Raw genomic sequence first — 22,444 nt, forward strand, 5'->3', positions numbered from 1 at the left:
CGTTCTTCAAGATCGTTTCGCTTCGGCGAGGCGGTTCCCGAGCCACTCCATGGCGGCCGGAATCTCCCGTCGCCAGGTGTTGAAGTTGTGACCGCCGCTTTCCAGGATGATCGACGAGATGCGGGTGCGGCCGGTGGCCTTCACCTGCTCGATGAACTTCACCGTGTCCCGGTAGTTGGACTCGCCCTTCTTGCTGCTGCTGACGAGGAGTGCCGTGTCGGGCGCGGGCCGGCGCCCGATGTACCAGCGCAGGTCGGCCTCGTTGCGGAGTTCCTCGTCGCCCTGGAAGAGATCGCCGGTGGTGGGGTCGATCGGCGCCTTGTAGTACGCGGAGAGTCCGGCGCCCGCGCCGAAGACCCCGGGGTGGTGGATCGCCAGTTTGAGGGCGCAGTAGCCGCCGGTGGAGTTGCCGACCACTCCCCAGGCGCCGCGCCCGTCCTTCACCCGGTAGTGGCCGCCGATCGTCTCGGGCAGGTCCTTCGCGAAGAAGGTCTCGGTCTGCGGTCCCTTCGGGACGTCCACGCATTCGGTGTCCCGGGGCGGCGCGACGGTCGGGCGCAGCATCACCAGGATCATCGGCGGCATTCTCCCTTCCCGGGCCGCCTGGTGGACGGTGCGCGGATAGCGCAGCTTGTCGACGAGCGCCCGCGCGGTGCCCGGATATCCGGTGAGGACGACGGCCGCGGGGAAGTCACGGCCGCGGTGTTCGGCGCGGAAGTACTCCGGCGGCAGATACACGTAGGCGGGAGAGGCGATGCGGCTGGTGCGGCCCGAGATGCGGACCTCGTCGATGCGGCCGGTCTCCTCGGGGCGGGTGCCCGCAACTCCGGGCACCGGCCCGGAGTTCACGACCTTCAGGCCGGCGCCGCCCGCCGCGTGGTCGACGACGACGCCCTGGTCCTTCTGCCGGCCGAACAGGTCGGCCCAGCCGGCGTAGAAGCCGAACGCCTGATTGGCGGCGAGGCCCACCGCCGCGAAGATCGCCAGCTGGGTGGCGAGCAGCAGGCCCACCCGCCCGCAGACCGCCCGCCAGGTGCGCCGGGCCAGCCGTGGCCACAGCCACACCGTGCCGGTGAACAGCAAGGCTGCGGCGAGGGCGGTCGCCCACAGCAGCGTGTCGCTCGTCAGACCCATGAGGTGGTACCTGCCTGCGCTTTCCGTCCGGCGCCCGCCGCCCCTGCTCCGTCACAAGGGCGGCGCCGGGCTGTCGTTGGCCTGTTCGGCGGCTTTGGCGGGCGGAGTGAACCTCTCCTCCCGAGACACCGTCCTAGAGGGCGCAATGTCGCCGGATGCCCGATCGGCACCGGAACCATGGTCTCTCGCGGAACTACAGGATTGCGATGTCTGTCAGGACAGATGAGGAAATGTCGGGCCGGGTTCCCAAGCCCACGGCCCGTGCGCCCCGGCGCGTACGGGACGGCGGCGTGCTGCTTCGCGCGCGCCGGCTGCTGCGCGGGCCACGCCCCGAGTCCGTGCCTCTTCTGGTCGGCCGGGCCTGCGCCCTGGTGGGCCTGCTGGACATCGCCGCGGGCATCTTCCCGCGTTTCCGGCACAGCCGTATGCACGACCTCGCCGAGGTTCTGCCGGGGGCGTTCGGGTCCTTCGCGGCGGCGCTCTCGCTGAGCGCCGGCGTCCTGCTGCTGCTCCTCGCGCACGGGCTGAAGCGGGGCAAGCGGCGTGCCTGGCGGGCCGCGGTCGCCCTGCTCCCGGCGGGCGCGGTGGCCCAGTTCAGCTACCGGCACTCGGTGCTGGGCGTGCTGATCCCGCTGGTGCTGCTCGCCCTGCTGCTGCGCCACCGCGACCAGTTCGCCGCACTGCCCGACCCGCGCAGCAGATGGCGAGCGCTGGCCAACTTCGTGCTCATGGGCGCCGGTTCGCTGCTGCTGGGGCTGGTCATCGTCAACGCCCAGCCGGGGCAGCTGATCGGCGACCCGAGCCTGGCCGACCGGCTGACCCACGTGGTGTACGGGCTGTTCGGGGTGGAGGGGCCGGTCGACTACCGGGGCCACACCTCCTGGACCGTCGCCTTCTGCCTCGGCGCCCTCGGCTGGATCACCGCCGTCACCACCATCTACCTGGCGTTCCGCCCCGAGCACCCGGCCGCCCGGCTCACCGAGGAGGACGAGGCCCGGCTGCGCGCCCTGCTCGCCGAGCACGGCGGGCGCGACTCCCTCGGGCACTTCGCGCTGCGGCGCGACAAGGCCGTGGTGTTCTCCCCCAGCGGCAAGGCGGCGGTCACCTACCGCGTGGTGTCCGGGGTGATGCTCGCCAGCGGTGACCCCATCGGCGACGTCGAGGCCTGGCCCGGTGCCATCGAGCGCTTCATGGACGAGGCCAGGGCGCACTCCTGGACCCCGGCCGTCATGGGCTGCTCCGAGACCGGCGGCCATGTGTGGACCCGCGAGACCGGCCTCGACGCCCTGGAGATCGGCGACGAGGCGGTGGTCGACGTCAAGGATTTCTCACTCGCCGGCCGCGCGATGCGCAACGTCCGCCAGATGGTCAAGCGCATCGAGCGCGCCGGTTACGAGACCCGGGTACGGCGTGTCCGTGACCTCGGCGAGGCCGAGCTGGACCGCATCCGCCGCGCCGCCGACGACTGGCGCGGCACCGAGACCGAGCGCGGCTTCTCCATGGCGCTGGGCCGCGTCGGCGACCCGGCCGACGGCGACTGCCTGATCGCCACCGCGCACAAGGCCGAGGCCGAGCCGGGCGAGTACGGCGATCTGAAGGCGATCCTGCACTTCGTGCCGTGGGGCGAGGACGGCGTCTCCCTGGACCTGATGCGCCGGGACCGCTCGGCCGACCCGGGCATGAACGAACTGCTCATCGTGGCCGCCCTGCGGGCCGCGCCGGCCTTCGGCATCGAACGGGTCTCGCTCAACTTCGCGATGTTCCGCTCGGCGCTGGCGCGCGGCGAGAAGATCGGCGCGGGCCCGGTGCTGCGGGCCTGGCGGGGGCTGCTGCTGTTCCTGTCGCGCTGGTTCCAGATCGAGTCGCTGTACAAGTTCAACGCCAAGTTCCGGCCCCGCTGGGAGCCCCGCTTCGTGGTCTACCGGGCCTCGGCGGACCTGCCCCGCATCGGCTTCGCCGCGATGCAGGCGGAAGGCTTCCTCAACCCGGCCGTGCCGCTGCCGCGCTTCCTGCGCCGCCGCACCCCGGCCCGCCGCCCCTGCGCCCACATGCTGGACCGCGGCCCGTCGGAAGGCACGGTCCGCGCCGCCTGATCCCGGCGGGAGGCCGGGGCGGGGTCGAGAGGGGTGCCCTGCACGGGGAACCACCGGCCGGGGCGCGGCGCTGCGCAGCCGCCGCCTGGGCCTACGCTGAACATATGAGCAATCACAGCGGACGCCCTCACGTCGCGGGCCTTCCTCACTGGGGCCGGTGCGCGGTCATGGGAGTCGTGAACGTCACCCCCGACTCCTTCTCCGACGGCGGCCGCTGGTTCGACACGACGAACGCCGTCAAGCACGGCCTGGATCTGATCGCCCAGGGCGCGGATCTGGTGGACGTCGGCGGCGAGTCCACCCGCCCCGGCGCGACCCGCGTCGACGAGGCCGAGGAGCTCAAGCGGGTCATCCCGGTCGTCCGGGGCCTCGCCTCCGAGGGCGTCACGATCTCCGTCGACACCATGCGGGCCTCCGTCGCCGAGCAGGCCCTCGCGGCCGGTGCCGTCCTGGTCAACGACGTCAGCGGCGGCCTCGCCGACCCCGGCATGATCCGCGTCGTCGCCGACGCGGGCGCCCCCTTCGTCGTCATGCACTGGCGCGGCTTCCTGGAGGGCGGCAACATCCGGGGGGTCTACGACGACGTCGTCACCGAGGTCGTCGACGAACTGCGGGCGCGGGTGGACGCCGTGCTGGAGGGCGGGATCGCCGAGGACCGCCTGATCGTCGACCCCGGTCTGGGCTTCTCCAAGGAGGCCGAGCACGACCTGGCGCTGCTCGCCCGCATCGACCGTCTGCTGGCGCTCGGCCACCCGCTGCTGGTCGCCGCCTCCCGCAAGCGGTTCCTCGGCCGGGTCCTGGCCGGCCCGGACGGCACACCGCCCCCCGCGCGGGAGCGCGACGCGGCCACCGCCGCCGTCTCCGCCCTGGCCGCGCAGGCCGGCGCCTGGGCCGTCCGGGTGCACGAGGTCCGCGCCACGGCCGACGCCGTACGCGTCGCCCACGCCATCGAACAGGCGCGCACCACGGCCACCGCGGCCACCGCGGCCTCCGAGGACCCCGCGCCCGGCGCGCACGGCGCGGAAGGAGCCCGGTGAGCGCCCCCCGCACCGACGTCGAGCAGGTCGAGGCCGCCAACAGGGCCTACTACGAGGCACTCGAACGGGGCGACTTCGAGGAGGTCGCCTCGCTCTGGCTGACCCCGGCCGACCTAGGTGTCGACGAGAGCTACCACGACCCCGCGGAGGCCGGCGTGGTCTCCTGTGTGCACCCCGGCTGGCCGGTGCTCACCGGCCGCGGCGAGGTCCTGCGCTCCTACGCGGTGATCATGGCGAGCACCGACTACATCCAGTTCTTCCTCACCGACGTCCATGTCTCGGTCACCGGCGACACCGCCGTGGTGACCTGCACGGAGAACATCCTCAGCGGCGGCCCCGCCCCCGAGGAGGGCGAGGAGCTCGGTCCGCTGGTCGGCCAGCTGGTGGTGGCCACCAATGTGTTCCGGCGCACACCGGCCGGCTGGAAGCTGTGGTCCCACCACGCCTCCCCGGTGCTCGCCGAGTCCGACGAGGACGACGAGACGCCGCCCGACGACACTCCCGTCGACGACAGCCCCGCCTGAGCCCGCCCGGCCTCCCCGTTTGTGCGGTCGCGCACGTGGTTGGAATCACGCAGCGGCGGGCAGGCGCGGCTTCCGCGCCGTGAGCACCCGGCCTCTCCAGGGCAAACGCGGGATGAATCCTCGCGGCACAGCTCCCGGCCCGCGTCCCCGGTGGCCCGGTGACGTCGGTGCCCGCAGGTAGATTCGACAGAAGGCCGTTGTGTGCCGCCCGCACGCGGCACACCGGCCGGACCGACGACTGCAGGAGTGATTCGCGTGGATCGTGTCGCGCTGCGCGGCCTGAGGGCCCGTGGGCACCACGGTGTGCTGCCCAAGGAACGCGAGGAGGGCCAGACCTTCATCGTGGACCTGGTCCTCGGCCTCGACACCCGCCCGGCCGCGGCCGACGACGACCTGACGAAGACCGTGCACTACGGCGTCGTGGCCGAGGAGGTCGTGGCCGTCGTGCAGGGCGAGCCCGTCAACCTCATCGAGACGCTCGCCGAGCGCATCGCCGAGGTCTGTCTGAAGCACGACGCGGTTCGGGAGGTCGAGGTCTGCGTCCACAAGCCGGACGCCCCGATCACCGTTCCGTTCGACGACGTGACCGTCACCATCACCCGGAGCCGCGTATGACCAGGCCGTTCACTCAGGGGTCCACCGACCCGACCGTTCAGCCCGTGCCCGCCTCCGTGGTCGAGCGGGTCGACGCCGCCGACTCCACGCTGCAGAACCCCAAACGTGCGGTGGTCTCCCTCGGCGCCAACCTCGGCAACCGCCTGGAGACCCTCCAGGGGGCCGTGGACGCCCTGGAGGACACCCCCGGCATCCGCGTCAAGGCCGTCTCGCCCGTCTACGAGACGGAGCCGTGGGGCGTCGAGCCCGGCAGCCAGCCCTCGTACTTCAACGCGGTCGCGGTGCTGAAGACCACCCTGCCGCCCTCCTCCCTGCTGGAGCGGGCGCAGGCGGTCGAGGAGGCCTTCCACCGCGTCCGCGACGAGCGGTGGGGCCCGCGCACCCTGGACGTGGACATCGTCTCCTACGCGGAGATGCGCTCCGACGACCCGCGGCTCACGCTCCCCCACCCCCGCGCGCACGAGCGTGCCTTCGTCCTCGCCCCCTGGCACGACGTCGACCCCGAGGCCGAGCTGCCCGGCCGCGGCCCGGTCGCCGCGCTGCTGGACGAGGTCACCCGCCAGGGCGTCACACAGCGCCCGGACCTGGAACTCCGGCTGCCCGAGTAGCCGTTAAGGTCGAGACGACCGACAGCCGGGGAAGGGACACCGTGAGACAGCTGCGCATCCGGGTGCTGGCCGGCGTTTTCGTCGTCGCCGGGATCCTGTCCTGGGCGGGCGCCCGCCTGTGGAACTCCTTCGGGACCCTGCCGAGCGTCCCCGTGGCCGCACCGATCGTGCTCGGCCTGATCGCCACGGTCCTCACGGCCACGGCCCTTTCCCTGCGCGCCCGGCTCAAGGCCCAGCGCGAGCGGCGCCCCGACGCCAAGGGCGTCGATCCCCTGATGGCGGCCCGAGCGGTGGTCTTCGGCCAGGCCAGCGCCCTGGTCGCCGCCCTCGTGGCCGGGATGTACGGCGGCGTCTGCGTCTACCTGCTCGAGTCCCTGGAGGTCCCGGCCCGCCGCGACCAGGCCATCTACGCCGGCTTCTCCGTCGTCGCGGGCATCGGGATCATAGCGGCGGGCATCTTCCTCGAGCGCGTCTGCAAACTCCCCGACGACGAGGACGACGACACCAAGGGCGCCGCCCCGGCGGCCTGAGGGCCGCCCCCGATGGTCTGAGGGCCGCCCCCGGCGGTCCGAAGGCAGCCCCCGGCGGTCCGAAGGCAGCCCCCGGCAGTCCGAAGGCAGCCCCCCGGCAGTCCGAAGGGCGGTTTGAAGGGCGCTCCCGCCAGCCTGAGGGCCTGCGACGCGCTTCCATGGTCAGGCGGGCCGCCCTGCCCGCCCGGACAAGCGATCTAGCGGTTCGACGGGCCGCCCCGGCAGCCCGGCAAGCAACCCCGGCAGCCCGGGACAGCCGAACGGGCAGCCGACACCCCCAACCCGGCCGCCCAGGACCAGCCATCCGGCCGCCCAGGACCAGCCATCCGGCCACCCGGCAAGCAGCCCCGGCAGCCGGGAGAGACGATCCGGCCGGCCCGCGACGGGCGGGCCCGGAAAAGCCGATCCGGCGCGGGAGACGGGCGGCCCGCGCCCAGGACCGCGCAGCAACCCGGCTGTCGGCGGCCCCGTGATTGCAGTGCCCCGGAGCCTCAGCGGCCAGCGCCCCTGCGGTTCAGCGGGCCATGATCAGGCTCATCGCCTCGTTGCGGGTGGCCGCGTCCCGGAGCTGGCCGCGCACCGCCGAGGTGAGGGTCTTGGCGCCGGGCTTGCGGATACCGCGCATGGACATGCACATGTGCTCGCACTCGACGACCACGATCACGCCGCGCGGCTCCAGGATCTCCATCAGGGAGTCGGCGATCTGCGTGGTGAGGCGTTCCTGCACCTGGGGGCGGCGGGCGAAGACGTCGACCAGCCGGGCCAGCTTGGACAGGCCGGTGATCTTGCCGCTGGTCGAGGGGATGTAGCCGACGTGCGCCACGCCCCGGAAGGGCACCAGGTGGTGCTCGCAGGTCGAGTAGACCTCGATGTCCTTCACCAGCACCATCTCGTCGTGCCCGAGGTCGAAGGTGGTGGTCAGCACATCCTCGGGCTTCTGCCACAGGCCCGCGAATATCTCCTTGTACGCCCGGGCCACCCGTGCCGGCGTCTCCTGCAGGCCCTCCCGGTCCGGGTCCTCGCCGACCGCGATCAGAAGTTCGCGTACGGCGTTCTCCGCCCGCTTCTCGTCGAACTCGCCGATCGGGACCTGGCCGTCCAGCGTCACGGGGTCGGTCATGTGGAGCCTCGTTCCTTGCCTGCGCGCGTGCCCGGGGCACGCATATCGACTGCGGTGACGCACATACCGCGCCCCCCAGGCTAGAACCTGGGGGGCGCGGTATACATTCCGGGCCCGGCGACGGCCGCCAGGGGCCGGGGTCAGCTCTCCGGGCGCTCTTCCGGTGCCCGCTCGGGCGTCCCGGTGGTGTCCGCCGCGGTGCTCTTGGCGGTGCTGATCGCCTGCGGTGCGCCGTTCGCCCCGTTGGTCAGGGCCAGCTCCTTCGGGGAGAGGACCGGCGGGCGGGTGGACGGCGTGCGGCGGGAGGAGCCGGTCCAGGCGGGCCTGGGCGGCCGCTTGACGACGGGCGCGAAGATCTCGGCGATCTCCTCCTTGCCCAGCGTCTCCTTCTCCAGGAGGGCGAGCACGAGGTTGTCGAGGACGTCACGGTTCTCGACGAGGATCTCCCACGCCTCGTTGTGCGCGTTCTCGATGAGCTTCTTGACCTCTTCGTCGACCAGCGCGGCGACCTCTTCCGAGTAGTCGCGCTGGTGCGCCATCTCACGTCCGAGGAACGGCTCGGAGTTGTCGCCGCCGAACTTGATCGCGCCGAGCCGCTCGGTCATGCCGTACTGGGTGACCATCGCGCGGGCCAGGTTGGTGGCCTTCTCGATGTCGTTGGCGGCACCCGTGGTCGGGTCGTGGAAGACCAGCTCCTCGGCCGCCCGGCCGCCCAGCATGTAGGCGAGCTGGTCGAGCATCTCGTTGCGCGTGGTCGAGTACTTGTCCTCGTCCGGCAGGACCATCGTGTAGCCGAGGGCGCGGCCTCTGGACAGGATGGTGATCTTGTGGACCGGGTCGGAGTTCGGTGAGGCCGCCGCGACCAGGGCGTGTCCGCCCTCGTGGTACGCGGTGATCTTCTTCTCCTTGTCCGACATGATCCGGCTCCGCTTCTGCGGGCCTGCGACCACGCGGTCGATCGCCTCGTCCAGCACCTTGTTGTCGATGAGCTTCTTGTCGCTGCGCGCGGTGAGCAGCGCGGCCTCGTTCAGCACGTTGGCCAGGTCCGCACCGGTCATGCCGGGGGTGCGGCGGGCGACGGCCGCCAGGTCGACGTCGGGGGCGACCGGCTTGCCCTTCTGGTGGACCTTGAGGATCTCCAGACGGCCCTGCATGTCGGGGCGGTCCACGGCGATCTGCCGGTCGAAGCGGCCGGGGCGCAGGAGGGCGGGATCGAGGATGTCGGGCCGGTTGGTGGCGGCGATCAGGATGACGCCGCCCTTGACGTCGAAGCCGTCCATCTCGACGAGCAGCTGGTTCAGGGTCTGCTCGCGCTCGTCGTGACCGCCGCCGAGGCCGGCGCCGCGGTGGCGGCCGACCGCGTCGATCTCGTCGACGAAGACGATGGCGGGGGCGTTGGCCTTGGCCTGCTCGAACAGGTCACGGACCCGGGAGGCACCGACACCGACGAACATCTCGACGAAGTCGGAACCGGAGATCGAGTAGAAGGGCACACCGGCCTCGCCCGCGACGGCCCGCGCGAGCAGGGTCTTGCCGGTGCCGGGCGGGCCGTAGAGCAGCACGCCCTTGGGGATCTTGGCGCCGACGGCCTGGAACTTGGCCGGTTCCTGCAGGAACTCCTTGATCTCCTGGAGCTCCTCGACGGCCTCGTCCGAGCCGGCCACGTCGGCGAACGTCGTCTTCGGCGTGTCCTTGGTGATGAGCTTCGCCTTGGACTTGCCGAAGTTCATGACGCGGGAGCCGCCGCCCTGCATCTGATTCATCAGGAACAGGAAGACGATCACGATCAGAACGAACGGAAGCAGCGACAGCAGAATGCTCACGAAGGGGTTCTGCTTGGACGGCGAGACCGTGTAGCCGTCGGGGATCTGCTTGTTCTCGTACTTGTTCTGCAGCGTGCTGGCGATGGTGACGCCCTGGTCACCGATGTAGCTCGCCTGGATCTTCGAGCTGCCCTCGACCTTTTGACCGTCCTTGAGCGAGACCTTGATGATCTGCTCGTCGCCGGTGGTCAGCTTGGCCGACTCGACCTTGTTCTCATTGATCGCCTGGACGACCTGGCCCGTGTCCACCGTCTTGTAGCCGCCGGACGAACCGACGACCTGCATCAACACGACCACGGCAAGGACGGCCAGCACGATCCACATGACCGGCCCACGGAAGTATCGCTTCACGTCCATCCATACGGAGCGGTGCCGCCCCGTCCCTCCTGCCATAGTGAGTTTGATAAAGGCTGTTCTTCGGACGGTACCCCAGCATTGTCCCCCGAAGCTGCGCGGGACGGCTGGCAATCGCGTCTACGCATGCTCCAACGGCGCGGAGACCGCCGGGGTTCCCGATCACCGTCCGGGCGAATGGGCCCTTCGGGCTCAGCCGCCGTAGACGTGAGGCGCGAGCGTACCGACGAACGGGAGATTGCGGTACTTCTCGGCGTAGTCCAGGCCGTAGCCGACGACGAATTCGTTGGGGATGTCGAAACCGACCCATTCCACATCGATGGCGACCTTCGCCGCCTCGGGCTTGCGCAGCAGCGTGCACACCTTCAGGGAGGCGGGCTCGCGCGAGCCGAGGTTGGAGATCAGCCAGGACAGGGTCAGACCGGAGTCGATGATGTCCTCGACGATCAGGACGTGCTTGCCCTTGATGTCGGTGTCGAGGTCCTTGAGGATCCGCACCACACCGGAGGACTGGGTGCCCGCCCCGTACGAGGATACGGCCATCCAGTCCATCGTGACGGGGGTGGACAGCGCCCGCGCGAGGTCGGCCATGACCATCACCGCGCCCTTGAGCACGCCGACGATCAGCAGATCCTTGCCCGCGTAATCCGCGTCGATCTTGGCAGCCAGCTCGGCCAGCTTCGCGTCGATCTCTTCCTTGGTGATGAGCACCTTCTCGAGGTCGGCACCCATGTCTTTCGCGTCCACCCGCATCACTTTCGGTCGTCCCACCGGCTGCCGGACCCCGCCGCCTCCGTCGCCGAGGGGGCACCGTTTCAGCCTTGCCGAATCACCAGTCTGCCACCCTGCCGCCGGACGACGACTTTGCCGGGGAGATTGATGGCCCCCTGACCGCGCCAGCCGGTGATCAGCCGGTCGACCTCCTCGATGTGCCGGGCGAACAGGGAACCGGCCGGTGCGCCCGCCTCGATGGCGGCGCGGCGCAGCACCCGGCGGCGCACCGCGGGCGGCAGGGCGTGGAGGCCGGCGCACTCGAGGCCGCCGTCGGCGTCGCGGACGCCGGCCTCGGCGCGGGAGGCCCAGGCGTCGAGGGCGTCGGCGTCGTCGCGGGAGAGCTGGGCGGTGCGGGCGAGGGCCTCGACGACGCCCTTGCCGAGCGCCTTCTCCAGGGCGGGCAGACCCTCGTGGCGCAGCCGGGAGCGGGTGTAGGACGGGTCGGTGTTGTGCGGGTCGTCCCAGACGGGCAGGGACTGGACCATGCAGGCCTTGCGGGCGGTCTGCCGGTCGAGCTGCAGGAAGGGGCGCCGGTAACGGCCGCCGGCCCCCGAGACCGCGGCCATGCCGGACAGGGAGCGGATGCCGGAGCCGCGGGCGAGGCCGAGCAGGACGGTCTCGGCCTGGTCGTCCCTGGTGTGACCGAGCAGGACGGCGCGGGCGCCGAGCCGTTCGGCGGCGGCGTCCAGGGCGGCGTAGCGGGCGTCGCGGGCCGCGGCCTCGGGCCCGCCCTCGCGGCCGACGGTCACGGCGACGGACTCGGCCGGATGGAGGCCGAGTTCCCTCATGCGCTGCACGACCTCCGCCGCGCGCTGGTCGGAGCCGGGCTGGAGTCCGTGGTCGACGGTGATGCCGCCGGCCCGGACGCCGAGCCGGGGGGCCTCGAAGGCGAGGGCGGAGGCGAGGGCCATGGAGTCGGCGCCGCCGGAGCAGGCCACCAGCACGAGCGGGGCGCAGGAGCGTCCGTGCGGGGTGGCCACCGAGGCCCGGGACGGGGTTCGGCCGCGCCCGCCGGCGCGCTGCCCGTGATGTCCGTGCTGTTCGTGCAGGCCGTGCTGCTGGTGGTGCTCGTGATGCCCGTGGCGCTCGTGGTGCTCGCCGGGAGCGTGTTCAGCGTGTTCAGCGTGTTCAGCGTGTTCAGCGTGTTCAGCGAGGATGTCGTGGAGTACGCGGCGGACCGCCAGGCGTATCGCCGCGACCGCAGGATGGGGACCCATTGTCCGGTTCCCTTCATGAAGTTGTCGGGGGGTGAGCCCGAGGTCCGGTCACGCAGAGTGTGTAGATGGTGACAGAACCGGGCCGTTCCCCGAGCATTGCACGCCTACCCATGGCTCACGGTCCCTCGGACGGGTGATTGGAGGGGACTCCGCATGCCGTCGTGCGGAGCTTATGCCTCCGGTTTGCGGTGCACCCGTGTGATCCAGTCCGCCGGTTTGGAGATCTCCGCCTTGGTGGGGAGCGTGTTGGGCGAGGTCCACACGCGGTTGAAGCCGTCCATGCCGACCTCCTCGACGACCGCGCGGACGAAACGTTCCCCGTCGCGGTACTGGCGCAGCTTGGCGTCCAGGCCCAGCAGCTTGCGCAGCGCCAGGTCCAGGCGGGAGGCGCCCTTGGCCCGGCGCTGCTGGAACTTCTCGCGGATCTCGGCGACGGTCGGCACGACCTCGGGGCCGACGCCGTCCATCACATAGTCGGCGTGGCCCTCCAGCAGGGACATCACGGCGGTGAGACGGCCGAGGATCTCACGCTGGGCGGGGGTCTGGACGATCTCCACCAGGGAGCGCCCGCCGTCCTCCTCCTCGCCCTCGGGCCGGCCGCCGGCCAGCGTCTGGGCGGCGTCGCGGATGCGCTCCAGGACGGTCATGGGGTCGACGTCGGTCTCCGCCAGGAACGACTGGATCTCGCCCTCCAGGTGGTCGCGCAGCCAGGGCACGGCACTGAACTGGGTGCGGTGGGTCTCCTCGTGCAGGCACACCCACAGCCGGAAGTCGTGCGGGTCGACGTCGAGTTCGCGTTCGACGTGGACCACGTTGGGCGCGACGAGCAGCAGCCGGCCGCCGCCGTTCTCCCCGGCGGGCAGGTCGCGGGTGGCGGGGGCGAAGGTCTCGTACTGGCCGAGGACGCGGGAGGCGAGGAAGGACAGCAGCATGCCCAGCTCGACGCCGGTGACCTTGCCGCCCACGGCGCCGAGGACCGCGTTGCCGGGGCCGCTGCCGCGCCGCTGCTGCATCTTGTCGAGCAGCGGCTTGAGCAGTTCACGGAATCCGGCGACGTTGGCCCGCACCCAGCCGGGCCGGTCGACCACCAGCACCGGGGTGTCGTGGGTCTCCTCCGTCCCGAGACGAGTGAAGCCCCGGACGTGACCCTCCGAGGCTTGCGCGTGCCGGCGCAGCTCCGCGACGACGGCCCTGGCCTCGTCGCGGCTCACGTCGGGGCCGGGTCGCATGAGCCGGGTCGCGGTCGCGACCGCGAGGTTCCAGTCGACCATCCCGGAAGAGGCAGCACCACCGATGCTCGTCATGGGTCAACGGTACGTGAGTGCCGGGGAAGCGGGCAGGGCAGCGAGATCCCGCAGGCCGGCGGGGCGGGCGGGCGGGGGGGTGCCCGCCCGCGTCACCGGCAGCCGCACCCCGCGAGAGCCGTGGCCGCCTTGTCCAGGGCGTTCTGGGCGGCGCCCCGGTCCGCTCCGGTGCCCAGGAAGGCGAACGCCAGCAGGCGCCCGTCGCGGTCGACGACGGTGCCCGCGAGGGTGTTGACGCCGGTGAGGGTGCCGGTCTTGGCGCGGACCACACCGCCCGCCCCGTCGGCGTAACGGCCGCTGAGGGTGCCGGTGAAGCCGGCGACGGGCAGGCCGGTGAGGACGGGGCGCAGCTCGGGGTGGGCGGGGTCGGCTGCCTTGACCAGCAGTGAGGTGAGCAGGTCGGCGGTGAGCCGGTCGCGGCGGTCCAGGCCGCTGCCGTCGCGCAGCACGGCGCCCTTCAGCGGGACCTTCAGCCTCTGCAGCTGGGCGCGCACGGCCGCCGAGGCGCCGGCGAAGTCGGCGCGCTTGCCCGTGGCGATCGCGGTGTGCCGGGCGAGGGCCTCGGCGATGTCGTTGTCGCTGTTGGTCAGCATCCGCTCGACGAGGGCGGAGAGCGGGGGCGAGGAGACCGAGGCGAGGGTGACGGCCCGGCTGCTGGACTTCGACGGGCCGGGCGGCGAGGTCTGCACGCCGTACTTGCGCAGCAGCTCGCCGAAGGTGCGAGCGGCGTCGGCGGCCGGGTCGGGGACGCGGGGGGCGGCGCCGCTGCCGGAGTCGTCGGTGCGGGCCTCGTCGGTCATCAGGGGGGTGATCTCGGCGATGTTGGTGTTCTCGCCGATCGGGTGCCGCCGGTCGCCGGGGTAGAGGGTCTCGTCGTAGGAGAGCGTCACCTTGCGCACGCCCCGCTTGGCGAGGGCGGCGGCGGTCCGCTCCGCGAGGTCGCTCAGGCGGGCCGTGCCGGGTGCGGGCTTCTTCCGGGCGGTGAGCGTGGGGTCGCCGCCGCCGACCAGCACGACCTCCTTGGTGTCGGGCTCGTAGGTGGCGCGGGTGGTGAGCCGGTGGTCGGGGCCGAGCGCGGAGAGCGCCGCGGCCGCGGTGACGATCTTGATGGTGGAGGCGGGGGTGAGCGGGGTGCCGGGGGCGGTGCCGTAGAGGCGTCTGCCGGTGGCCACGTCGACGACCGAGGCGGAGTGGCGGCCCAGCGCCGGGGTCTTCAGCAGCGGGTCGAGGACGGCCGCGAGGGTCTTGCCGCGGGGTGCCGACCTGACGGTGGTGGCGGTGCCGCCGAGGCCGGTGAGCACGGAGGGGGCGCTGGGGGGCGTGCGCGTCTCGCGCGGCGTACCCGCTCTGCCCCGAGTGCTGCCGTGATCTGCGCCACGCGCGGCCTCCAGGGCGACGGCCCGGTCCCGCTCGGCCGTACGCTGACCCGAGGAGTCCCAGGGGCCGGAGACGGTCACCACGCCGACGGCCAGGGCCAGTCCGGCGGTGGCGGCGGTCGCGGTGTACAGCCCGGGCCTCGGCCGGGAGCCCCGCCTGACCTGCGGTGATCCGGTGCCGGCAGACCGTCGCAGCGCATCGCCCACGCGCGCGAGAGACGGTCGTACGGCGTCCGCGATCCGCTCGACATGCGGTCTCGCGCCTCGCCAAGGCCTCAGCTCTGGCACGACCACCAGCCCCTTTCGCGATCACACACCTGCGTGAGGGACACTTAATCACCAGAACTATGTGCTGATCATGGAGGAGCCACCGGTGGAGTTCGACGTCACGATCGAGATCCCGAAGGGTTCGCGGAACAAGTACGAGGTGGACCACGAGACGGGTCGGATCCGCCTGGACCGTCGACTCTTCACCTCGACCGCCTACCCGACCGACTACGGCTTCGTCGAGAACACCCTCGGCGAGGACGGTGACCCGCTGGACGCGCTGGTCATCCTGGACGATCCGACGTTCCCGGGCTGCCTGATCAGGTGCCGTGCGATCGGCATGTTCCGCATGACGGACGAGGCCGGTGGCGACGACAAGCTGCTGTGCGTCCCGTCGACGGACCCGCGCGTGGAGCACCTGCGGGACATCCACCACGTGTCGGAGTTCGACCGTCTGGAGATCCAGCACTTCTTCGAGGTCTACAAGGACCTGGAGCCCGGCAAGTCGGTGGAGGGCGCCAACTGGGTCGGCCGAGTCGACGCCGAGGCCGAGATCGAGCGGTCCTTCAAGCGTTTCAAGGAGCAGGGCGGCCACCACTGAGGTCCCCCGCGGCACACGAACCGCGAACCGCGGCACACGAACCGCGAACGGGCCGTACGCCTCGCGCGTGCGGCCCGTTCCGCTGTGCGTGCGCATACTGAGGCTTGACGGGGCAGGGGCCTCTACGGAAACAGGCAGACCGACCCGAGTCGCACAGGGAGCGCAACGCAGGTGACGGACGCGGAGGACCGCAAACCGCAGTCGGACGAGGCGAGGAGTGCCTTCACCCCTCCCCCGGGACTGCCGTCGCCGGTGGAGAGCGAATCGGAGATCACCTCGGAATTCGCCGTTCCCGAAGGCCTGACCGTGCCCAGGAACGACTCCGGCGAGTCCGAGACGACCTCCGAGTTCGCCGTCCCGGACGGCCTGGAGGTGTCCCCGCCGCAGCCCGCCGAGGCGGAGGGCTCGGCGTTCAGCCCGCCGAAGACCTACAGCGCCCGGCACGCCCCGCCCGCCTTCACACCCCCCGGCGGCACACCGGTCATCAGCATCACCCCGGACGTGCCCTGGCAGGACCGGATGCGCACCATGCTGCGCATGCCGGTGGCCGAGCGTCCGGCCCCGGAGAAGGCGGCCCCGAAGCCGGAGGAGGGCGGCCCGGCCGTCCCGCGCGTGCTCGACCTGACGCTGCGTATCGGCGAACTGCTGCTCGCGGGCGGTGAGGGCGCCGAGGACGTGGAGGCGGCGATGTTCGCCGTGTGCCGCTCCTACGGCCTGGACCGCTGCGAACCGAACGTCACCTTCACCCTGCTGTCCATCTCCTACCAGCCGTCCCTGGTGGACGACCCGGTGACCGCCTCCCGCACGGTGCGCCGCCGGGGCACCGACTACACCCGGCTGGCGGCCGTGTACCAGCTGGTGGACGACCTCAGCGACGACGAGACGCACATCTCGCTGGAGGAGGCCTACCGGCGGCTCGCGGAGATCCGGCGCAACCGGCACCCCTACCCCGGCTGGGTGCTGACGGTGGCGAGCGGAGGGCTGGCGGGCGCGGCCTCGCTGCTGGTGGGCGGCGGTCTGCTGGTGTTCGTCGCCGCCGCGGCCGGCGCGATGCTCGGCGACCGGCTGGCCTGGCTGTGCGCGGGCCGGGGGCTGCCGGAGTTCTACCAGTTCACGGTGGCCGCGATGCCTCCCGCGGCGATAGGCGTGACACTGACGCTGGCACACGCGGACGTGAAGGCGTCCGCGGTGATCACCGGTGGGCTGTTCGCGCTGCTGCCCGGGCGGGCGCTGGTGGCGGGCGTGCAGGACGGGCTGACCGGCTACTACATCACCGCCTCGGCGCGTCTGCTGGAGGTCCTGTACTTCTTCGTGGGCATCGTCGCCGGGGTGCTGGTGGTGCTGTACTTCGGCGTGCAGCTGGGCGCCCAGCTCAACCCGGACGAGGCGCTGGTGCTCTCCGAGCGGCCGGTGCTGCAGATCCTCGCGTCGATGCTGCTGTCGCTGACGTTCGCCGTGCTGCTGCAGCAGGAGCGGCACACCGTGCTGATGGTGGCCCTCAACGGCGGGGTCGCCTGGGTGGTGTACGGGGCGATGCGCTACGCCGGCGACCTCTCGCCGGTGGCCTCCACGGCCGCGGCGGCCGGGGTGGTCGGAATGTTCGGGCAGCTGCTGTCGCGGTACCGGTTCGCCTCCGCGCTGCCGTACACCACAGCGGCGATCGGGCCGCTGCTGCCGGGCTCCGCGACGTACTTCGGGCTGCTGGCCATCGCGCAGAACGAGGTGAACACCGGGCTGGCGTATCTCTCGCAGGCGGTGGCCCTGGCCATGGCCATCGCGATCGGGGTGAACCTGGGGTCGGAGATCTCCCGGATGCACCTGCGGATCGGGTCGGCGGAGAAGCGCCGCGCGGCCAAACGGACGCGCGGCTTCTAGGACTTCCGCTTCCAGGGCCTCCTCCGGTTCCAGGGCCTCCGGTTCCAGGGCATCTGGTTCCAGCGCTTCAGGTTCCCGGGCTTGCGGCGGGGCGTTCGGGCCCCGGCGGGCTCCCGGGGCCGTCTAAAGGCGCGGGTCGTACGTGCGCTGGGGGTCGTACGGCGGCTGCTGGGGGTCATACGGCTGCTGCTGGGGGTGGTAGGGCTGGTGCCGCGGGTCGTACGGCTGCTGGGCGTCGTACGGCTGGTGCGGGTCGATGCGGCGGAGCTGGGTGGTGGGCTCGTCCCGCACCGGGTACGGCGGCTGCGGGTGCTGCTGCTGGGGCCGCGGCCGCTGCGCGGGCCCGGCCTCGGCGGCGCGCTTCTTCTTCCCGCGCTCCCGGAGGTACTCGACGATGATCGGAACCACCGAGAGGAGGACGATCAGGACCAGGATCGCCTCGACGTTGGTCTTGATGAACGCGATCTGGCCCAGCCAGTAGCCGCCACAGGTGACGCCCGTGCCCCAGGCGATGCCGCCGATCACGTTGTAGGTGAGGAACGTGCGGTACTTCATCCGGCCGGCGCCGGCCACGATGGGGGCGAAGGTGCGCACGATGGGGACGAAGCGGGCCAGGACGATCGCCTTCGGGCCGTACTTCTCCATGAACTCGTGGGCCTTCTCCAGGTTCTCCTGTTTGAAGAGCCTGGAGTTGGGCCGGTTGAAGATTCTGGGGCCGAAGAACTTGCCGATCATGTAGCCCACCTGGTCGCCGAGGACGGCGGCCATCACGATGAGCGTGCAGACCAGCCACAGCGGCTGGCTGATGTAGTTGCCCTCGGCCACGAAGAGGCCGGCCGTGAACAGCAGGGAGTCACCGGGCAGGAAGGCGAAGAGTCCGGACTCCGCGAAGACGATCAGCAGGATGCCGGGAAGGCTGAAGGTCTCGATCAGGTAGTCCGGGCTCAGCCACTCGGGGCCGAGCGCAAGGGTGGTCACGGGGCTGTGGCTCCTGCTGCTTGGGGGGACGTGGGCAAGGCTGGCTGCTCAAACTATCAACGCAGCCGCCTCGGCCCGGGTTCCATGGGCGTACCCAGGATGCACCGGGACACGCCATGGGCAAACCTGGGGTCCATGGGCATTGAAGATTACGGCGGTGGACAGGGCCCCGGGGCCGACGTCCTGGTGGTGACGACCAACGACGTTCCCGGCTACCGGGTGCAGCAGGTCGTGGGTGAGGTGTTCGGGCTGACCGTGCGCTCCCGGCACGTCGGCAGCCAGATCGGCGCGGGACTGAAGTCCCTGGTCGGCGGCGAGCTCAAGGGGCTCACCAAGACGCTGGTGGAGACCCGCAACCAGGCCATGGAGCGCCTGGTGGAGCAGGCACGCGCACGCGGCGCCAACGGCGTGCTGGCCTTCCGTTTCGATGTGACGGAGGCCGCCGACGTCGGCACCGAGGTGTGCGCCTACGGGACGGCGGTGGTCCTGGCCCGGGAGTGACACCCGGGCCAGGGATCACGCGGTGTGCCGGGCGGCGTTGGCGAGGATCGCGTCCCGCATGTAGGCGGCCAGGCCCGGCTTGGCCTGGTCGATGTTCTGCGTGAAGCGCTCGTCGTCGACGTACATCTCACCCAGGCAGGTGTGCATCTCGTGGCTGCACTCGTAGTGGTTGCGGCAGATGCCCTGGCGGTGGTCCTCGGCGGCGTCCATCGCCGCCTCGGAGTCGGCCGGCTCGCCGGCCTCCATCAGGGCGACGAAGCGCCGGGTGAGCTCGTCGGCCTCGCGCTGGATCCGCTTCCAGTCCTCCTTGGTGTAGGAGGCGGCCTTCTGCTGTGACTGGCGGTAGGCCTCGGTGTCGCCCCAGCGTTCGCGTACCTCGTCCTCGTACTGATCGGGGTCGAAGTCCCCGAAGACCTCGAACTTCTCCTCGGGCGTGAGGTTGATGCCCATCTTGCGTGCCTCCATGGCCTGCTCCACGGCCGCCGCCATCTTCTGCAGCTTCTCGATCCGGGCGGTCAGCAGTTCGTGCTGGCGGCGCAGATGCGCGCGCGGGTCCGCGTCCGGGTCGTCGAGCAGGGCGGCGACCTCCTCGAGCGGGAAGCCGAGCTCCCGGTAGAACAGGATCTGCTGCAGCCGGTCGAGGTCGGCGTCGCTGTAGCGCCGGTGCCCCGCATGGCTGCGCTCGCTGGGGACGAGCAGGCCGATGTCGTCGTAGTGGTGCAGGGTGCGCACCGTGACTCCGGCGAAGCCGGCCACCTGTCCGACGGAGTAGCTCACTTCCGCTCCCTTCTCGGTACGCACTTCACGATGAGTCCTCACGCGACGTGAGGTGCAAGCCCGTTTCCGCCCACGGGTGTCACACCGGTGCCCACGGGTGTCACACCGGCTGCGCCGCGCCCGGAATGCCCTCTTGGTCCGCTTATCGTGAGCGAGTGATCCAGCACCGCGCGCAGCAGGAGCCCTCCCCCGCCCCGGCGGCCCCCGCGCGTGCCCTGCTGCCCACCATCGTCCCCGCCCTGCTCGTCGGCATCGTGGCGAGCCTGGTGCTGCTGGGCGTCGAGGCGGCGGCCGAGCAGCTGGAGCACCTGCTGTGGCGGGACCTGCCGGACGCGCTCGGGGTCGGCAGGTACTCCGTGCTGTGGATGTTCGTGGTGCTGCTCGCCACGGCTGTTGCGGTGGGCCTGGTGGTGTGGAAGGTGCCCGGGCACGCCGGTCCCGACCCGGCGACGACGGGCCTTGACGCACCCGTGCTGCCCCCGGTGGTGCTGCCGGGGCTGGTGCTGGCCACCGGTGTGATGCTGGCGGGCGGCCCGAGCCTCGGCCCGGAGAACCCGATCATCGCGGTGAACGTCTCGCTGGCGGTCTGGCTCGGCATGAGGGCCTTTCCCAAGGCCCCGGAGAAGGGCTGGGTGGCGCTGGCGGAGGCGGCGACCATCGGGGCCCTGTTCGGCACGCCGGTGGCCGCCGCGCTGATCATCTCCGAGGCGCTGGCCGGGCAGCGGATCAAGGGGCAGCTGTGGGACAGCCTCTTCGCGCCGCTGCTCGCCGCGGCGGCCGGGGCGATCACCGTCACCCTGGTGGCCGAGCCGGTCTTCGACCTGGGCCTGCCCGCGTTCGGCCACCCGGGCTGGACCGATCTGCTCGCCGCCGTGACCGTCGCCCTGGCGGGCGCGCTGCTCGGCATGGGCGCCGTCTACGCCTTCCCCCACGTCCACGGCGCCTTCCGGCGGCTGCGGCACCCGATGCTGATGCTCCCGGCGGGCGGCGTGGTGCTGGGCGCCCTGGCGGCGCTGGGCGGGCATCTGACCCTCTTCAAGGGGCTCGACGAGATGACGGAGCTCGGGCACGACCCCGGGGGCTGGTCGGCCGGCGAGTTCGCGGTGATGGCGGTGGTCAAGGTGGCCGCGATGGTGGTCGCCGCCTGCTGCGGCTTCCGGGGCGGGCGGATCTTCCCTGCCGTGTTCACCGGCACCGCGCTCGGGCTGTGCGCCCACGCCCTGGTACCCGAGGTGCATCCGGCGGTGGGGGTGGCGGCGGCGGTGCTCGGGATGCTGCTGGCGATCACCCGGCAGGGCTGGCTGAGCCTCTTCGTCGCCGCCGTACTGGTCACCTCGCCCGGCGTCATCACGCTGCTGGTGCTCGCCTCGCTGCCGGCCTGGCTGCTGGTGACCGGGCGCCCGCAGATGCAGCTCGGCCCGGACGGACGGGCGGTGCGCTGACCGTGGCGACGTCCACCTCTACTCCCCTCCCCGACCCCACCCCCGCTCACCGGCAGACCCAGGACTTACGGAGGACCCATGCCGCTCACCCAGGGCCCGAAAGACCACGAGCGTCCCCTGTCCGTCAATCCCTTCCTGGGAGCCGCCAACCCGGTGGGCGACATGACCGGGGCGCCGCCCAAGCACCGGCTGCCCGAGGGGCCCATGGCGCCCTCGACGGCGTATCAGCTGGTGCACGACGAGCTGATGCTGGACGGCAACGCCCGGCTGAACCTGGCCACCTTCGTCACCACCTGGATGGAGCCGGAGGCCGGGGTGCTGATGATGGAGTGCCGGGACAAGAACATGATCGACAAGGACGAGTACCCGCGCACCGCCGAGCTGGAGCGGCGCTGTGTGGCGATGCTCGCCGACCTGTGGCACGTACCCGACCCGTCGTCGGCCGTGGGCTGTTCGACGACCGGATCCAGCGAGGCGTGCATGCTCGCCGGGATGGCGCTCAAGCGGCGCTGGGCGCTGCGCAACGCCGACCGGTATCCGTCCAAGGACGCCCGGCCGAATCTCGTCATGGGCATCAATGTGCAGGTCTGCTGGGAGAAGTTCTGTACCTTCTGGGAGGTGGAGGCCCGTCAGGTGCCCATGGAGGGCGAGCGGTTCCATCTGGACCCGCAGGCCGCCGCCGAGCTGTGCGACGAGAACACCATCGGGGTCGTCGGCATCCTGGGCTCCACCTTCGACGGCTCCTACGAGCCGATCGCCGAGCTGTGCGCGGCGCTGGACGCGCTGCAGGAGCGCACCGGCCTCGACATCCCGGTGCATGTCGACGGGGCGTCCGGCGCGATGATCGCGCCGTTCCTCGACGAGGACCTGGTGTGGGACTTCCGGCTGCCGCGGGTGGCATCCATCAACACCTCGGGGCACAAGTACGGGCTGGTCTACCCCGGTGTCGGCTGGGCGCTGTGGCGGACCGCTCAGGCGCTGCCCGAGGAGCTGGTGTTCCGGGTGAACTACCTGGGCGGCGACATGCCGACCTTCGCACTGAACTTCTCCCGGCCGGGCGCCCAGGTGGCGGCCCAGTACTACACGTTCCTGCGACTGGGCCGGCAGGGTTTCAAGGCCGTGCAGCAGGCCTCCCGGGACGTCGCCCGCTCGCTCGCCGAACGGATCGAGGCGATGGGCGACTTCCGCCTGCTGACCCGGGGCGATCAGCTCCCGGTGCTCGCCTTCACCACCGCCGACGGCGTCACCTCCTACGACGTCTTCGACGTGGCCCGGCGGCTGCGCGAGAACGGCTGGCTGGTGCCCGCCTACACCTTCCCGGCGAACCGTCAGGACCTGTCGGTGCTGCGCCTGGTGTGCCGCAACGGCTTCTCCGAGGACCTGGCCGACCTCTTCGAGAACGACCTGACCCGCCTCCTGCCGGAACTCCGCCGCCAGCCCCGTCCCCTCACCGAGGACAGGGCCGCGGCGACGGCGTTCCATCACTGAGGCGGC

General features: G+C 71.7%; 20 protein-coding genes. 11 read left to right on the forward strand and 9 right to left on the reverse strand.

What is annotated here, in order from left to right:
* Window positions 1-6: 6 nt before the first annotated feature.
* A complete protein-coding gene (locus tag ABD207_RS20435; RefSeq protein WP_344014544.1) occupies window positions 7-1,134 on the reverse strand; it encodes an alpha/beta hydrolase in 1,128 nt (375 codons plus the stop codon).
* A 230-nt stretch (window positions 1,135-1,364) separates the two neighbouring features.
* Between ABD207_RS20435 and ABD207_RS20440 the strand changes: the two genes are divergently transcribed.
* The 6 genes from ABD207_RS20440 to ABD207_RS20465 all read left to right on the forward strand — a co-directional run bounded on the left by ABD207_RS20440 (window position 1,365) and on the right by ABD207_RS20465 (window position 6,541).
* Complete coding sequence (locus ABD207_RS20440; protein ID WP_344014545.1) at window positions 1,365-3,227, forward strand: phosphatidylglycerol lysyltransferase domain-containing protein; 1,863 nt, start codon at window positions 1,365-1,367, stop codon at window positions 3,225-3,227.
* 104 nt (window positions 3,228-3,331) lie between these two features.
* Window positions 3,332-4,264 (forward strand): dihydropteroate synthase, encoded by a 933-nt coding sequence (folP, locus tag ABD207_RS20445; RefSeq protein WP_344014546.1) that lies wholly within the window; start codon window positions 3,332-3,334, stop codon window positions 4,262-4,264.
* A complete protein-coding gene (locus tag ABD207_RS20450; RefSeq protein WP_344014547.1) occupies window positions 4,261-4,788 on the forward strand; it encodes a nuclear transport factor 2 family protein in 528 nt (175 codons plus the stop codon). The genes folP and ABD207_RS20450 overlap by 4 nt, the downstream gene beginning before the upstream one ends.
* Window positions 4,789-5,043: 255 nt before the next feature.
* On the forward strand, window positions 5,044-5,403 hold the full coding sequence (gene folB / locus ABD207_RS20455) for a dihydroneopterin aldolase (protein WP_344014548.1): 360 nt from the start codon (window positions 5,044-5,046) through the stop codon (window positions 5,401-5,403).
* A complete protein-coding gene (gene folK, locus ABD207_RS20460; RefSeq protein WP_344014549.1) occupies window positions 5,400-6,011 on the forward strand; it encodes a 2-amino-4-hydroxy-6-hydroxymethyldihydropteridine diphosphokinase in 612 nt (203 codons plus the stop codon). Before folB ends, folK begins: the two co-directional genes overlap by 4 nt.
* Window positions 6,012-6,052: 41 nt before the next feature.
* Window positions 6,053-6,541 (forward strand): DUF3180 domain-containing protein, encoded by a 489-nt coding sequence (locus tag ABD207_RS20465; protein WP_344014550.1) that lies wholly within the window; start codon window positions 6,053-6,055, stop codon window positions 6,539-6,541.
* Window positions 6,542-7,055: 514 nt separating this feature from the next.
* On the opposite strand, the gene folE is transcribed toward ABD207_RS20465, so the two are convergent.
* The 6 genes from folE to dacB form a co-directional block, all read right to left on the reverse strand.
* Window positions 7,056-7,661 carry a GTP cyclohydrolase I FolE gene (gene folE, locus ABD207_RS20470; protein WP_344014551.1) on the reverse strand — a complete coding sequence of 202 codons (606 nt, stop codon included), beginning with the start codon at window positions 7,659-7,661 and terminating at the stop codon, window positions 7,056-7,058.
* 140 nt (window positions 7,662-7,801) lie between these two features.
* Entirely contained in the window at window positions 7,802-9,841 is a 2,040-nt protein-coding gene (gene ftsH / locus ABD207_RS20475; protein ID WP_344014581.1) for an ATP-dependent zinc metalloprotease FtsH, read from the reverse strand.
* 189 nt (window positions 9,842-10,030) lie between these two features.
* On the reverse strand, window positions 10,031-10,591 hold the full coding sequence (gene hpt / locus ABD207_RS20480) for a hypoxanthine phosphoribosyltransferase (RefSeq protein WP_167993500.1): 561 nt from the start codon (window positions 10,589-10,591) through the stop codon (window positions 10,031-10,033).
* A 62-nt stretch (window positions 10,592-10,653) separates the two neighbouring features.
* Window positions 10,654-11,769: a tRNA lysidine(34) synthetase TilS gene (tilS, locus tag ABD207_RS20485; protein WP_425580767.1), complete on the reverse strand. Its 1,116-nt coding sequence runs from the start codon at window positions 11,767-11,769 to the stop codon at window positions 10,654-10,656.
* 230 nt (window positions 11,770-11,999) lie between these two features.
* Window positions 12,000-13,133 (reverse strand): zinc-dependent metalloprotease, encoded by a 1,134-nt coding sequence (locus ABD207_RS20495; protein ID WP_344014552.1) that lies wholly within the window; start codon window positions 13,131-13,133, stop codon window positions 12,000-12,002.
* A gap of 92 nt (window positions 13,134-13,225) precedes the next feature.
* Window positions 13,226-14,803 (reverse strand): D-alanyl-D-alanine carboxypeptidase/D-alanyl-D-alanine endopeptidase, encoded by a 1,578-nt coding sequence (dacB, locus tag ABD207_RS20500; protein WP_344014553.1) that lies wholly within the window; start codon window positions 14,801-14,803, stop codon window positions 13,226-13,228.
* Between the two features lie 79 nt (window positions 14,804-14,882).
* Between dacB and ABD207_RS20505 the strand changes: the two genes are divergently transcribed.
* Window positions 14,883-15,377 carry an inorganic diphosphatase gene (locus ABD207_RS20505; protein ID WP_344014583.1) on the forward strand — a complete coding sequence of 165 codons (495 nt, stop codon included), beginning with the start codon at window positions 14,883-14,885 and terminating at the stop codon, window positions 15,375-15,377.
* A 171-nt stretch (window positions 15,378-15,548) separates the two neighbouring features.
* A complete protein-coding gene (locus ABD207_RS20510; protein ID WP_344014554.1) occupies window positions 15,549-17,252 on the forward strand; it encodes a threonine/serine exporter family protein in 1,704 nt (567 codons plus the stop codon).
* 123 nt (window positions 17,253-17,375) lie between these two features.
* Here the strand turns inward: ABD207_RS20510 and ABD207_RS20515 are convergent, their stop codons facing one another.
* Window positions 17,376-18,230 carry a DedA family protein gene (locus ABD207_RS20515; RefSeq protein WP_344014555.1) on the reverse strand — a complete coding sequence of 285 codons (855 nt, stop codon included), beginning with the start codon at window positions 18,228-18,230 and terminating at the stop codon, window positions 17,376-17,378.
* Between the two features lie 135 nt (window positions 18,231-18,365).
* Here ABD207_RS20515 and ABD207_RS20520 point away from each other — a divergent pair, with 135 nt between their 5' ends.
* A complete protein-coding gene (locus ABD207_RS20520; RefSeq protein WP_344002807.1) occupies window positions 18,366-18,731 on the forward strand; it encodes a YbjQ family protein in 366 nt (121 codons plus the stop codon).
* A gap of 15 nt (window positions 18,732-18,746) precedes the next feature.
* On the opposite strand, the gene ABD207_RS20525 is transcribed toward ABD207_RS20520, so the two are convergent.
* Window positions 18,747-19,508 carry a MerR family transcriptional regulator gene (locus ABD207_RS20525; RefSeq protein ID WP_344014556.1) on the reverse strand — a complete coding sequence of 254 codons (762 nt, stop codon included), beginning with the start codon at window positions 19,506-19,508 and terminating at the stop codon, window positions 18,747-18,749.
* 125 nt (window positions 19,509-19,633) lie between these two features.
* Here ABD207_RS20525 and ABD207_RS20530 point away from each other — a divergent pair, with 125 nt between their 5' ends.
* Together ABD207_RS20530 and gad are read left to right on the forward strand one after the other, a co-directional pair.
* Window positions 19,634-20,950 carry an ion channel protein gene (locus ABD207_RS20530; protein WP_425580764.1) on the forward strand — a complete coding sequence of 439 codons (1,317 nt, stop codon included), beginning with the start codon at window positions 19,634-19,636 and terminating at the stop codon, window positions 20,948-20,950.
* Window positions 20,951-21,028: 78 nt separating this feature from the next.
* On the forward strand, window positions 21,029-22,438 hold the full coding sequence (gene gad / locus ABD207_RS20535) for a glutamate decarboxylase (protein ID WP_344014558.1): 1,410 nt from the start codon (window positions 21,029-21,031) through the stop codon (window positions 22,436-22,438).
* The last annotated feature ends 6 nt before the right edge of the window (window positions 22,439-22,444 follow it).

It is taken from the genome of Streptomyces thermospinosisporus (assembly GCF_039526425.1).
GTDB classification, from domain to species: Bacteria; Actinomycetota; Actinomycetes; order Streptomycetales; family Streptomycetaceae; genus Streptomyces; species Streptomyces thermocarboxydovorans.